Raw genomic sequence first — 12,452 nt, 5'->3', positions numbered from 1 at the left:
TTTCAATTGAGTAATGAGATGAAGTAGAGTGGTAGAGCAAAGGAAAGTAAAAACAACGTATCAATTTGCTGCCAGCTCATTTGACGATATTGCGTGCGCGGCGCTCCTAGGCGGTAGCTGCGTGCCTCCATCGCGTCAGCCAAGCTTTCTGCTCGACGAAAGGCGCTGACTGTAACAGGGACAAGCAGCGCAATAATGCGCCGCGCTTTCTCCTTAAATGGCTGACCAGCCAAAGAAAATCCGCGAGAAACTTGAGCCTTCCAAATTCTTTCCGCCTCCTCAAAAATAGTTGGGACAAAACGAAGCGAAAGTGAAAGCATCAGCGCTAGCCGATCAACAGGCAGCCCGAGCTTTTGCAGCGGGCGCAGAAAGCTGCTCAGCGCGCCGGCAATTCGGTCTGGCTGAGTCGTAAAGCTCAGCACTGCCGCGAAGGAAATGAACAGTGTCATACGACCAGCGGCTACAATACCTTTCTCCAAACCGCCAGAATAGACGGTAAGCACGCCAGCCTTCAGCAAACGAGCCCCTTCACTGTGAAAGAAAATATGGAATAACGTAATAAAAGCAATAAGCAGCAAAAGCGGTTTTACAGCTCTTGCATAATAGGTTAGCGGAATTTTGCTCAATATCATGATCATAATGGTAAAAGCAAATCCAATCGAAAGCGTAATATAGGAGTCTATCAGAAACACGGCTGCTATAAACAAGAACATGCCTGCCAGCTTGGAGCGCGGATCTAGCCGATGCAGCAAGGAATACCCCTCGATATAGCGGCCCAGCATCAATTTGTGCTTCATCGTTAAGCTCCTTTCTGTACAGGTTAGTTCAAACCGTCAAGCGCAGCCTTAATGGCTGCTGCTAACTGCGGCGCACTTGGGTAATATTGAAGCTTGCTCAAGTCCAGGCCCAACTGCTGCTCAAGAGAAAAATAGAAGTGATAGGCTGCAGGCATTTGCAGCCCGGCGGCTTCAAGCACATCTATGCGCAGCATCAGCTCGTGTGGTGCTCCTGAAAACAGAACGCTGCCTTTATGCAAAGCAATGATCTGATTGGTATACGGCAGCACGTCCTCTAAAGCATGCGTAACGACAATAACGGTACGCTGCTGCTCACTGCATTGGCGATGGAGCAGCCCCATCAGCTCGCCTCTGCTTGCAGCATCGAGGGAAGCAGTCGGCTCATCAAGCACGATGATTTCAGGCTTTGCTGCCAATACTGCTGCAATGGCAGCCTTGCGAATTTGTCCTGAGCTCAGCTCATAGGGACTTTTGGCAAGAACAGCTTCATCAAGCCCCATAAATTCGGCAGCAGCCAGCGCTGCAGACTCTGCCTCAGCCTTGCTCACTTCAAAGTTGAGCGGGCCATACAGCAAATCTTCCCAGACGGTCTGCTTGAAAAGCTGCTGCTCAGCATATTGAAAAACAAGGCCGACTCGTTGGCTCAGCTGCTTCGGCAATTTGGCGGGAGAAGGGGACACAACCATATCCAGCAGATGAATGGTGCCATGATCGGCTCTAAGCAATCCATTTAAATGCTGCAGCAGCGTCGATTTGCCTGAGCCGGGAGCGCCTACTATTGTAATGAACTGGCTGCTTTTTACGGATAAATTAATATGGTCGAGCGCAAGCTGATGCTTTAGCGCGAGCTCCTTGTAGCTGTAAGAGACTTGCTCGAAAGTAATGCCCATAGCTTACTTAGCACCTCCTGCTCATCTAAAGACTCGCCGATATCGATACCGTGCAGCTTTAGCTCCCTGCAAAGCTGAAGGGCATAAGGGGCTTCAAGGCGGCATGTGTTAAGCAAATGCTGTCGCTTAAGCAAGACGTCAGGCTTGCCGTCAGCAAGCACAGTGCCATCATGCAGCATAATAAGACGGTCGGCAGCGGCAAGCTCCTTGATGTCATGCGAAATTGTAATAATCGTCAATTGTTGTTCTCTGTTCAATTGCGTTAATAGTGTAAGAAAATCGTCGCGAAAGGAGCTGTCGAGCATTGAGGTTGCTTCATCCAGTATAAGAATAGAAGGCTCCATAGCTAATACTGCAGCCAGGGCAGCACGCTGCTTTTGACCGCCCGACAAGGTGGCAGGGTGGCGGTCCAGCAATGGGATGAGACCAAGCAATTGTGCATAATGCTCGATTCGCTGCTCGATCAGCTCGCGTGCCAGAGCAAGATTTTCCAAGCCAAAGGCGATGTCGTCGCGAACGGTCAATCCGAAAAACTGATCATCAGGCGAAGCGAAAAGATAACCGATCTGCGAACGGATATCGAAAAAATGCTCGGAATGAAGCCGTTTGCCGTGAATGACAATTTCACCCTGCTCTGCTTGCAGCAAGCCGTTTATTAAGCGGGCCAGACTGGATTTGCCAGAGCCGTTGCAGCCGGCAAGCGCAACCCACTGTCCAGCCGGAATTTCAAGCGTAAGCTGCTTAAGCACAGCTTGCTTGCCGCGCGTCAAGCTGATGTTATTTAGTTGTATGGCAGCTGTCTTGTTATCGCTATTAGGAAAGTAGGGCATGCTGCAGCTCCTTTCGCTTTATATGCACAGCCTTATTCAGCCTTGCGGATTACGCACAGCAAACAATTGCAATCTGTTCAGCGATTGAATGAGATGGTTGGAGGCTGCGCCGACAAATAAGCCGGTTGCTACGCCTGCCAGCAGCAGAAATGGCAAGTAGTAAAATATTTTCGAGGTGCCAAGCACGATCGAGGCTGCCAGCAGTTGACCTAAATTATGCGCGATGCCGCCTGCAACACTGATCATCATGAAGCTGAACAGCTTGGAGCAGAAGCGCACCATTACATACATAAGCAAAAAGCTGCTCAGCGCTCCCAGCACACTAAACAGGAAGGTGGAAAAGCTGCCTAAAATAAACGATGTCAGCAGCGTTTTAATGCAGATGAGCAGAAGCGCATCCCGACCACCGAAGCACACCAGGGCAGTCAATACAACGATATTGCCCAGTCCCAGCTTGGCGCCTGGTATCGTCACTGTAAACGGGATGAGCGCTTCTACAATGCCCAGCACGACCGCGAGTGAAGCAAGGATGGAAATGATAATAAGCCTGCGCAATTGAACTTGATCAGGAGACAATAGCATCGACCCCTTCCGAGTCGTCAGCACCATGAACCTCTATAAATATACGATTAGGCAGGCACACAATCTTTTCATTTGTAGCATGAATATGTCCGAAGCCAATGCAAAGCTGATCGGGACAGTCGGCCTCCAGCATTTCAATGCCGTAATTGGAAACCTTCAGACGGTTATAGCCACGCTCTGAGCGAATTTCGATTTCATGCTCCTCTTCAGTAAGCGCTACTTCATCATAGTGCTCCCCATTCACATATATCGAGGCAAACGCCGCTTGCTCAAAGCTATGGCTATCTTTTAGTGCAGAAAATGCAAACCATGCGAGTGCAATTAATATAAGGGCCGCAATCGCAATATCGCCTCGTTTCATAGCTCTCACTCCTGTCTTTTTAGCTAGCTGTCGACATAGTTTAAGCTTATCACCTCCAATATTGAGCGAGAATGATAATTGTCACAGGATAGATTGCAAAAGTTTGATAAGCTCAATCCAGAAGCGCGGATGGAGGGGATCGCATGCACGATAAACGAATTGGAGCAGCCATTTTAATAATAGGTTTAGTGATTATTTCAGCCTGCAGCGGTAAGGGCATCGGTTCGAGCGACAGTTCAAGCGCAAGTTCAACTCTTCCGATTAGCGAAAGCTTCTTTATATTCGATACCGTTGTCAGCGTAAGGGTATACGATGAACGAATGAGCGAGGCTCATTTTGCACAAATAAAAAAGCTGCTGGAGCGCATAAATGAGACGATGAATCGCTTTGAGGAAGGCAGTGAGGTGGCAAGCATCAATCAAGCTGCCGGTCAAGCTGCTGTACAGGTATCGCAGGAAACGTTCCACGTTATTAAGCAGGCGAAGCAATATGCGGAGCGCTCCGGTGGCAAATTCGATCCGACGATTGGCCCGCTAACGGATTTGTGGGCAATTGGCAATGGCGGCAGCAGGGTGCCCGATCGCGCAGCCATTGAGCAAGCGCGGCAGCTTGTCGCTTACAACATGCTGGAGCTTGATGAAGACCGTACTTCGGTGAAGCTTGCAGAAGCGGGCATGACGCTTGATTTGGGAGCAATCGCCAAAGGCTATGCAGGTGACGTTGTCGCCGAATACTTGCAAAAGCAAGGCTTCTCAAGCGCGATTATCGATCTTGGCGGCAATGTTGTTGCCTTGGGCAACAAGCCGGAGCATGCGGTCTGGACGATTGGCATACAAAGTCCGGAGGAGAAGCGGGGAGCGCATTTAGGAACTATTGCAGTGCGCAATAAAACGGTTGTAACCTCGGGAATATATGAAAGATATTTTATCGATCAGGAGCAAATCTATCATCATATTATGGACCCGGCTACAGGGTTTCCAGTCAGCAATGAGCTGGCAAGTGTGACAATTATAACTGATAAGTCGATCCAAGCGGATGCGCTGTCGACCGCCGTATTTGTACAAGGCTTGCAGGAAGGCCTTGCATTTGCGGAAGCGCTCGATCATGTCGAAGCAATATTTGTGACAAAGGATAAAAAGGTGCATTTAACATCAGGCATCAAGGACATATTCAAGCTGACAAGCGAGGATTACAGCTTGGCAGAATAAGCAGATATAGGAGCTGCCGCTAGCAGACGCTCCTATTTTTTATGCCCGAATTTGTTTGAAAAATATTGTATACAAAAACAAACAGACATGATAAACTACAATCATAATAAAACAAACATAAACAAATAAAAACAAAGATAATTTGAGGAGGAAATAAATTTGGTACAGCTTTTATGGGATGCAGCTCAAGCACCGCAGCAAAAGGATGGACTGGAATCGCTCGTATATCGCTCTAATTTGATCGGATCGGATCGCCGCGTTTGCAACTGGGGCGGCGGAAACACCTCTACTAAAACAAAAATAATAGATTTTCGCGGGCAAGAGATTGATGTGATGTACGTAAAGGGCAGCGGCTCTGATCTTGCTACGATGAAGGCGCAGCATTTTACAGGCTTAAAGCTTGATGACATTGCGCCGCTATTTGAGCGTGAGGCAATGAGCGACGAGGATATGGTCGCGTATTTGGCGCATTGCATGGTGGACAGCAAGCATCCGCGTGCTTCGATTGAAACGCTGCTGCATGCATTTTTGCCTTTTCCGCATGTTGACCATACGCATCCGGATGCGATTATTAGCATTTGCTGTGCGGACAACGGTCAGCAAATCGCCAAGGAAATTTTCGGCGACCGCTTCGTATGGGTGCCTTATGTAAGACCGGGCTTTACTTTATCGAAAATGATCGCGGAAGGCGTGCGCGCCAACCCCAATGCCGAGCTGGTATTGATGGAGAAGCACGGATTGGTAACATGGGGAGATACGTCTGAGGCTTGCTACAGCCAGACGATTAAAATCATTAATGAAGCTGAGCAATATATTGAAGCGAAAGTGAACGAAGCAACGCTGTTTGGCGGACAAAAGCATGCTCCACTGGCTGCTGATGCCCGCAAGCAAATGGCAGCGCAAATTATGCCGCTTGTGCGCGGACTTGTGAGCGATGAGAAGAAAATGATCGTCACATTTGACGATGAGGAGGATGTGCTGCAATTTGTTGGAAGCGAGCAGGCAAGCACGCTTTCGCAAATCGGCGCTGCATGCCCTGACCATTTGGTGCATACAAAGGTAACACCGCTATTTATCGAGTGGGAGCCGAACGAGCAGGATCTGGAAGGCTTGAAGCAGAGGCTGCAGGAAGGCTTGCAGGCGTATAAAGAAGGCTACAAGGCTTATTTTGAGCGGAATCAAGCGAATGGCGAGGTTATGTTTGAAGCTGCGCCGCGCGTTATCCTTATTCCAGGCGTCGGCATGATCAACACAGGCAAAAACTGGACGATGTCCAAAGTGAGCGGAGCGCTCTACCACCGTGCGATTGCGGTTATGCGCGGCGCAACGACACTTGGCAGCTTCGTTTCCTTGAGCGAGAATGAGTCATTCAACGTCGAGTATTGGCCGCTTGAGCTGTACAAATTAACGCTGTCTCCGCCAGAAGCTGAATTTTCCAGACAAATTGCCTTTATTACTGGCGGCGCAGGCGGCATCGGCAGTGAAACAGCGAAGCGCTTAGTCTCTGAAGGTGCGCATGTTGTGCTTGCTGACTTGAATCTTGAAGGTGCGCAAAAGGTTGCTGACGAGCTTAATGAGAAGTACGGTGAGCTGCGCGCTATTGCTGTGAAAATGGATGTTACGCAGGAGGAGCAGGTACAGGCAGCCTATGAAACGGCGGCTCTAACCTACGGTGGCGTTGACATCATTGTCAACAATGCAGGCTTGGCAACGTCCAGCCCATTTGACGAAACCTCGCTTAAGGAATGGAATTTGAATATTAATGTACTTGGCACAGGCTATTTTCTAGTGGCGAGAGAAGCATTCAAGCTGATGAAGCAGCAGGCGCTTGGCGGCAGCATGGTGTTTGTTGGCTCGAAAAACTCGGTATACGCAGGCAAAAATGCGTCAGCCTACAGCTCAGCCAAGGCGCTTGAAGCGCATCTAGCCCGTTGTATTGCAGCCGAGGGCGGCGAATTCGGCATTCGTGTAAATACGGTACTGCCTGATGCGATTTTGCAGGGCTCGGCAATCTGGAATTCCAACTGGCGCAATGAGCGTGCGGCGGCTTACGGCATTGAGCCGGATCAACTGGAGGAATATTACCGCAAGCGGACAACGCTGCTCGTTAATATTTTCCCTAAGGATATTGCCGAAGGAATTGCATTTTTTGCTTCCTCAAAGGCTAGTAAAACAACAGGCTGCATGCTGACGATTGACGGCGGCGTGCCTGCAGCGTTTACGAGATAAGCCGAAGCGTCGGTCATTGCTTTGCTGATCGAATGGGGCTGTTTGCCGAAGACAGATGCTTCCGAGTTATGTTTCCTGCTGAAACATATTAGGCGCTCTCGTAGCTTTGCTCTACGCTGCGCTCCTTGTTAAACACGTGCTATAATTTGGACTAGAACGTTTTAAATCAAGTAGTGAAAAGAGGATAGCGAATGCTGGTTGCAGAGCGTTACGAAAAAATAGTTCAGCTTGTGAATGAGCGAGGGAGTATACGCGTTTCGGAATTAAGCGAGCTGTGCTCGGTTACGGAGGAAACGATTCGCAGAGACCTTGATAAGCTGGAGCAGGCTGGACGTCTCAAGCGTTCCCATGGCGGAGCCGTGAGCGTAAAGGAGTCACAACTGGAAATTCCTTATTTTGAAAGGGAAGTTACCCGTTCCCAGGAAAAAAAGCGTATTGCAGAGGAAGCGGTAAAGCTGATTCAGCCTCATGATCGGATTTTGCTGGATGCAAGCACCTCGGCTTGGTATATGGCTAAAATTATGCCTGATATTCCGATAACGATTTTAACCAATGCAGTAAAGGTTGCGACAGAGCTGAGCGCGAAGGAAAAAATCGAGGTTATTTCGCTAGGTGGACGTCTGTCGCCGCGCTCCTTGTCGTTCGTTGGTCCGATTGCTGAAAAAACATTAGAGTCCTTTCATGTAAACAAGCTGTTTTTTTCGTGCAAGGGCGTTCATCTTGAACGGGGCATCAGCGAGTCGGGCGAGCTGCAGGCGCGGCTGAAGCAGCAAATGATTGAAGCTGCCGACCAGATTATACTGCTGGCGGATTCAAGCAAATTTGGCGTGAAGTCATTTACTCAAGTTGCGGACCTGTCCATGGTGGATACGATTATTAGCGACAGGGAGCTGGATGAAGAAATGCAGACAGCACTTGCAGCGGCTGGAATCGCCGTTACCTTGGCATAAGTGGATAGCAGCAATGATCGCGAGTGAGGAGAACAGACGAGGCGAGGATGAAGCAATTGGTGAAGCTGCTGGAGGGAGCTGCTTCGCCTTTGCTTCGTATATCTGATGAATTTAAGGTGAAAGCTGGTGTAGCTTATGAAGGTATCATTGTTTATTACATGTCTAAGCGATGCGATCTATCCTAGAGTTGGAGAAACAATGATGCGGCTTTTCGCAAACTATGGAATTGTACTGGAGTTTCCTAACGTGCAAACCTGCTGTGGCCAACCAGCCTACAACAGCGGTTATTGGGAGGAAGCAAAAGCCGCGGCAAAAACAATTATTTCCGCTTTTGCCGACAGCGATTTTGTCATTACGCCGTCGGGCTCATGCGCGCATATGGTGCATCATTATGTAGAGATGTTCAAGGATGAGCCGCAGTGGCAGGAGCAGGCAAGGAAGCTGCAGGGGAAGATGTTCGAATTTTCACAATTTTTGGTGGGCGTGCTTGGCATTAAAGATCTTGGCGCCCATTTTCCGCATAAGGTTACCTACCATCCGTCCTGTCACGGCAGCCGGCTGCTGGGCGTGAAAAGCGAGCCGATGGAGCTGCTGCGCAATGTGCGCGGACTGGAGTTTGTGCCGCTGCCATTCGCTGAGGATTGCTGTGGCTTTGGTGGTACATTTGCGATTAAAATGGCCGACATCTCGGGCGCGATGGTAAGCGAAAAGGTCGATCATTTGATCGAGACCGAGGCAGAGGTGCTGGTTGGACTTGATATGGGCTGTCTGATGAACATTGCCGGCAATTTGCGCTATCGCAATCAGCCTGTGCGGGTAATGCACCTGGTAGAGCTGTTGTATGAGGGGGTGAGCAATAGCAATGAGCACGCAGCAAACGGCGCTTAAAGGTACAGTGAAGGAACGCGCGCAGCTGGCGCTGAACAACGATTTCTTGCGGCAGGCGGTGCGCTTTACGACAGAGAGATTGCGCAGCGGCAAGCTGAAGGCGGCAGAAGAGCATGGAAACTGGGATGAGTGGAGAGAGCGAGGACGGCAAATTCGGCTGCATACGATAGCTCACCTGGACTATTATTTGGGTGAATTTGCAACCAACGCGAGAGAAAATGGAGTCCATGTTCATTTTGCAGCGACAGCACAAGAAGCGATTCAAATCGGGCTTGCCATTGCACAGGCGAAGGAAGCGAAAAGCGCGGTCAAGTCTAAGTCGATGGTGACTGAGGAAATTCACCTGAATCAGGCGCTGCAGTCGCTCGGCATAGAGGCGATCGAAACGGACCTTGGCGAGTACATTATTCAGCTGGCGAATGAAGCGCCATCGCATATTATTATTCCGGCCATTCATAAAAATCGCTACCAAATCGCCGAGCTGCTGTCGGAGGATGCAGGCGAGCAGCTGCCGCCTGAAACTTCCGTTCTGGCTGGCTATGTGCGCAAAAAGCTGCGCGAGAAGTTTTTGCAGGCTGATATTGGCGTAACCGGCTGTAATTTTGCAATTGCCGAAACCGGCTCGATTGTGCTGTTTGAAAATGAAGGCAATGCTCGCATGGTATCGACTGTGCCGAAAACGCAAATTACATTTATGGGCATGGAGCGGATTATTCCGTCCTGGGCTGATCTTGAGGTGATGGCAACGCTGCTGCCGCGCTCGGCAACAGGGCAGAAGCTGACGGTTTACATGTCCGGCATCTCCGGGCCAAAGCGTGCTGACGATGGCGACGGACCTGAGGAAATGCACATCATTATTCTCGATAATGGTCGTTCTTTGCAGCTGGGTGATCCTGAGTTTCAGGAGCTGCTCAATTGCATTCGCTGCGGTGCTTGCTTGAACGCTTGTCCGGTTTATCGCCATATTGGCGGTCATGCCTATGGCGGCACGTACAGTGGACCGATTGGTGCAGTGTTGACGCCGGCGCTGAAAAAGAATGTTGCCGAATGGGACGACATTGCTAACGCTTCCAGCCTTTGCGGCGCTTGCTACGAGGCTTGTCCTGTGAAAATACCGCTGCATGATATGCTCGTTTCCTTGCGCAGACGCAAGGTCGAGGCAGGGCATGGCAATGCTCTGGAAAGCGCTGGCATGAAGGGCTTTGCCGGGGTAATGTCCAGCTCGAAGGTATATCATAGCACCTTGAAGCTCGGCAAGCTGGGGCAAAAGCTTGTAGTAAGGGATGGCGGTATTCCAGCCAAGATCGGACCTTTAAAGGGCTGGAATTCGCATCGCATCGCGCCAAGCATTGCCAAGAAGCTGTTCCGCGAGCGGTATGGCGAGCTGAAGGCGGAGCTTGGGCAGCAGGTTAAGGCCAATGCTGAGGTCGAGCAGCGCATGCAGCAATGGCTGAAGGGCAGGCAGGACGGAGGAATATCGCATGAGTGAACGTGAACAGGATTGGCTGAAGCAGCTTGATGAGCAAGCGCTGAGCAAGCAGGAACAGTTTTTGGATATGATTGCGGCCAAGCTGAAGCGCCCGCGCGTCAAGCAAAAGCCGCAGCGTCCATTCAGCGGCGCGCCGGATTTTTGGCAGCAGTACGAGCTGAGTGAAACAGAGAAGCTCGATATGTTCCAGCGTAATTTTGAAGCTGCAGGCGGCTATGTGCTGCATGCAGCGACGCTGCAGGATGCCAGCGTCTTAATTGCAGAAAAGGCAGCGGAATTGAAGGCGCTTCATATATTGCGGCAGGATGAGGAGCCGCTGGCGCGCTTGGGGCTGGAGCAGGCGCTGCCGCATGTGCAGGTGCGCTGCTGGAATAACGATGAGACCGAGGATTGGAAGGCACGAGCGGCTGAAGCGGATATTGGCGTGGTGTTGGCTGACTATGCCGTAGCCTATACAGGCTCGATCACCCTATTGTCCAGCAAAACAAAGGGGCGTTCAGTCAGTCTTTTGCCGACACTGTTGTTTGCGCTTATTCCGCGCAGCTCGGTTGTCACCAAGCTGGGCGAGGTGCTGAAGCAATTTGACGAGCTTGGCCGCGCTGAATTGCCTGCAGGCATTCATTTTGTATCTGGTCCCAGCCGCTCAGCCGACATTGAAAATGATTTGACGATTGGTGTGCATGGGCCGGGAATTGTGTATGCGATCATCATTGACGACATTATATAGACATTTTATATAAGGAGAGGGCGTAATGATTCATCATATCGCAGTTGATATCGGCGCGTCGAGCGGTCGTTTGGTGCATGGCACGCTTGAGCAGGGGAAGCTGCGCTTGCAGGAGCTGCATCGCTTTGCCAACGGATTTGAGCGCAAGGGCAATCATGATTATTGGGATATTGAGCACTTATTTGAGGAAATTTTAATTGGCCTTGGCAAAGCTAAGCAAGCAGGCATCGAGCAGTGCACGCTCGGCATTGATACTTGGGCGGTCGATTATGTGCTGCTTGACCGTGATGGCGCACGACTGCACGATGTATACGCTTATCGCGATGCGCGCACGAATGGAGCTCCGGACGCGCTGCACCAGCATATTTCGCGTGCCGCAGTTTACGCCAAAACAGGCATACAGGAGCTGAGCTTCAATACGCTTTATCAGCTTTATGTGCATGATAAGCAGCAGCTTGGCGAAGCGGAGCAAATTATGTTTGTACCTGATTATTTATATTATCGCTTAACGGGAAAAAGCATGAATGAAGCAACAAATGCTTCAACGAGCCAAATGATCAATCTGGCAACAGGCGATTACGATGAAGAGCTGCTTGCTTTATTGAAGCTTAAACGCGAGCAGTTTGCGCCATTGACCGAGCCAGGCGCGCTGCTCGGCTCTTTGCTGCCTGAGCTGCACCAGCGCTATGAGCTGCCGGATTGTCAATGCATTGTAGTGCCAACGCATGATACAGCATCGGCGGTCGTAGGTGTGCCTGCAACAGGTGGGCAGCCTTGGGCTTACATTAGCAGCGGAACCTGGTCGCTGCTTGGCTTGGAGCTGAGCAAGCCGCTTAATGATGAGCGAGCGCTGGCGCTGAACTATACAAATGAACGAGGCGCCTACCAAACATATCGCTTCTTGAAAAACATTATGGGCATGTGGATGATCCAGGAAGCGCGCCGATTGCAGAGCAATGCGCACAGCTTTGCCGAGCTGGTGGAGCTGGCGGCGCGGGAGAAGCCGTTCCAGCGGTTTGTTCGCTGCAACGATGCCAGATTTTTGAATCCGGACAATATGATCGAGGAAATACAAGCCTATTGCCGCGAAACCGGGCAATCTGTACCGCAAACGGCTGGCGAAATCGCCCGTACGATTTATGACAGCCTGGCTCTAACCTACTATGATTATATGAACGAGCTGGAGGAGCTGACTGGTACAAAGCCAGAGGTGCTGCATATCGTTGGCGGCGGGGCAAACAACGGGCTGTTGAATCAGCTTACCGCTGATCTGATCGGCAGAGAGGTAAAAGCCGGACCTTCAGAATCAACCGCGATAGGCAACCTCGTTGTACAAATGATCGCTTCCGGCGAGCTGACTGATATAGCAGAAGCTCGCAAGCTGATAGCTGATTCGTTCGAGATTATTAGCTACCAGCCGCAGCAGGTGGATGGGCTGGAACAAGTGCTGCAGCGCTGGCGCAGCTTGGGATAGAAGGGAAAGCAACTTGCATAAGATGAG

The 12,452-nt window shown here is 50.5% G+C and carries 12 protein-coding genes; 7 read left to right on the top strand and 5 right to left on the bottom strand.

The window, feature by feature from the left end:
- Window positions 1-2: 2 nt before the first annotated feature.
- The 5 genes from KJS52_RS19060 to KJS52_RS19040 are packed head-to-tail and all read right to left on the bottom strand — an operon-like array spanning window position 3 to window position 3,460.
- Entirely contained in the window at window positions 3-797 is a 795-nt protein-coding gene (locus tag KJS52_RS19060) for an energy-coupling factor transporter transmembrane component T family protein (RefSeq protein WP_213518373.1), read from the bottom strand.
- Between the two features lie 23 nt (window positions 798-820).
- Window positions 821-1,687 (bottom strand): ATP-binding cassette domain-containing protein, encoded by an 867-nt coding sequence (locus KJS52_RS19055; RefSeq protein WP_213518371.1) that lies wholly within the window; start codon window positions 1,685-1,687, stop codon window positions 821-823.
- Window positions 1,636-2,517, bottom strand: coding sequence for an ATP-binding cassette domain-containing protein (locus KJS52_RS19050; RefSeq protein WP_213518369.1), 882 nt, complete (start codon window positions 2,515-2,517; stop codon window positions 1,636-1,638). Before KJS52_RS19050 ends, KJS52_RS19055 begins: the two co-directional genes overlap by 52 nt.
- A 36-nt stretch (window positions 2,518-2,553) precedes the next feature.
- Window positions 2,554-3,099 (bottom strand): Gx transporter family protein, encoded by a 546-nt coding sequence (locus tag KJS52_RS19045; protein WP_213518363.1) that lies wholly within the window; start codon window positions 3,097-3,099, stop codon window positions 2,554-2,556.
- Window positions 3,083-3,460 (bottom strand): NusG domain II-containing protein, encoded by a 378-nt coding sequence (locus tag KJS52_RS19040; protein WP_213518361.1) that lies wholly within the window; start codon window positions 3,458-3,460, stop codon window positions 3,083-3,085. The genes KJS52_RS19045 and KJS52_RS19040 overlap by 17 nt, the downstream gene beginning before the upstream one ends.
- A gap of 143 nt (window positions 3,461-3,603) precedes the next feature.
- Here KJS52_RS19040 and KJS52_RS19035 point away from each other — a divergent pair, with 143 nt between their 5' ends.
- The 7 genes from KJS52_RS19035 (at window position 3,604) to rhaB (ending at window position 12,425) form a co-directional block, all read left to right on the top strand.
- Complete coding sequence (locus KJS52_RS19035) at window positions 3,604-4,668, top strand: FAD:protein FMN transferase (RefSeq protein WP_213518359.1); 1,065 nt, start codon at window positions 3,604-3,606, stop codon at window positions 4,666-4,668.
- A gap of 159 nt (window positions 4,669-4,827) precedes the next feature.
- Window positions 4,828-6,897, top strand: coding sequence for a bifunctional aldolase/short-chain dehydrogenase (locus KJS52_RS19030; protein ID WP_213518357.1), 2,070 nt, complete (start codon window positions 4,828-4,830; stop codon window positions 6,895-6,897).
- A gap of 191 nt (window positions 6,898-7,088) precedes the next feature.
- Complete coding sequence (locus tag KJS52_RS19025) at window positions 7,089-7,847, top strand: DeoR/GlpR family DNA-binding transcription regulator (RefSeq protein ID WP_213518355.1); 759 nt, start codon at window positions 7,089-7,091, stop codon at window positions 7,845-7,847.
- A gap of 135 nt (window positions 7,848-7,982) precedes the next feature.
- On the top strand, window positions 7,983-8,735 hold the full coding sequence (locus KJS52_RS19020) for a (Fe-S)-binding protein (protein ID WP_213518353.1): 753 nt from the start codon (window positions 7,983-7,985) through the stop codon (window positions 8,733-8,735).
- Window positions 8,710-10,224, top strand: a complete 1,515-nt coding sequence (locus KJS52_RS19015; RefSeq protein ID WP_213518351.1) for a LutB/LldF family L-lactate oxidation iron-sulfur protein — start codon at window positions 8,710-8,712, stop codon at window positions 10,222-10,224. Before KJS52_RS19020 ends, KJS52_RS19015 begins: the two co-directional genes overlap by 26 nt.
- The gene (locus tag KJS52_RS19010) at window positions 10,217-10,951 is read left to right on the top strand and encodes a LutC/YkgG family protein (RefSeq protein WP_213518349.1); all 735 of its coding nucleotides are present in this window, start codon (window positions 10,217-10,219) and stop codon (window positions 10,949-10,951) included. Before KJS52_RS19015 ends, KJS52_RS19010 begins: the two co-directional genes overlap by 8 nt.
- A gap of 25 nt (window positions 10,952-10,976) precedes the next feature.
- Complete coding sequence (gene rhaB / locus KJS52_RS19005) at window positions 10,977-12,425, top strand: rhamnulokinase (RefSeq protein ID WP_213518347.1); 1,449 nt, start codon at window positions 10,977-10,979, stop codon at window positions 12,423-12,425.
- Window positions 12,426-12,452: the final 27 nt, after the last annotated feature.

Source organism: Paenibacillus montaniterrae (assembly GCF_018403185.1).
Classification (GTDB): domain Bacteria; phylum Bacillota; class Bacilli; order Paenibacillales; family Paenibacillaceae; genus Pristimantibacillus; species Pristimantibacillus montaniterrae.
This window is presented reverse-complemented; position numbering and strand designations above follow the sequence as displayed.

What these genes read in the sequence shown, in the direction of transcription:
- KJS52_RS19060 (WP_213518373.1), bottom strand. Translation starts at nt 797, where the DNA reads ATGAAGCACAAATTGATGCTGGGCCGCTATATCGAGGGGTATTCCTTG.
- KJS52_RS19055 (WP_213518371.1), bottom strand. Translation starts at nt 1,687, where the DNA reads ATGGGCATTACTTTCGAGCAAGTCTCTTACAGCTACAAGGAGCTCGCG.
- KJS52_RS19050 (WP_213518369.1), bottom strand. Translation starts at nt 2,517, where the DNA reads ATGCCCTACTTTCCTAATAGCGATAACAAGACAGCTGCCATACAACTA.
- KJS52_RS19045 (WP_213518363.1), bottom strand. Translation starts at nt 3,099, where the DNA reads ATGCTATTGTCTCCTGATCAAGTTCAATTGCGCAGGCTTATTATCATT.
- KJS52_RS19040 (WP_213518361.1), bottom strand. Translation starts at nt 3,460, where the DNA reads ATGAAACGAGGCGATATTGCGATTGCGGCCCTTATATTAATTGCACTC.
- KJS52_RS19035 (WP_213518359.1), top strand. Translation starts at nt 3,604, where the DNA reads ATGCACGATAAACGAATTGGAGCAGCCATTTTAATAATAGGTTTAGTG.
- KJS52_RS19025 (WP_213518355.1), top strand. Translation starts at nt 7,089, where the DNA reads ATGCTGGTTGCAGAGCGTTACGAAAAAATAGTTCAGCTTGTGAATGAG.
- KJS52_RS19020 (WP_213518353.1), top strand. Translation starts at nt 7,983, where the DNA reads ATGAAGGTATCATTGTTTATTACATGTCTAAGCGATGCGATCTATCCT.
- KJS52_RS19015 (WP_213518351.1), top strand. Translation starts at nt 8,710, where the DNA reads ATGAGCACGCAGCAAACGGCGCTTAAAGGTACAGTGAAGGAACGCGCG.
- KJS52_RS19010 (WP_213518349.1), top strand. Translation starts at nt 10,217, where the DNA reads ATGAGTGAACGTGAACAGGATTGGCTGAAGCAGCTTGATGAGCAAGCG.
- rhaB (WP_213518347.1), top strand. Translation starts at nt 10,977, where the DNA reads ATGATTCATCATATCGCAGTTGATATCGGCGCGTCGAGCGGTCGTTTG.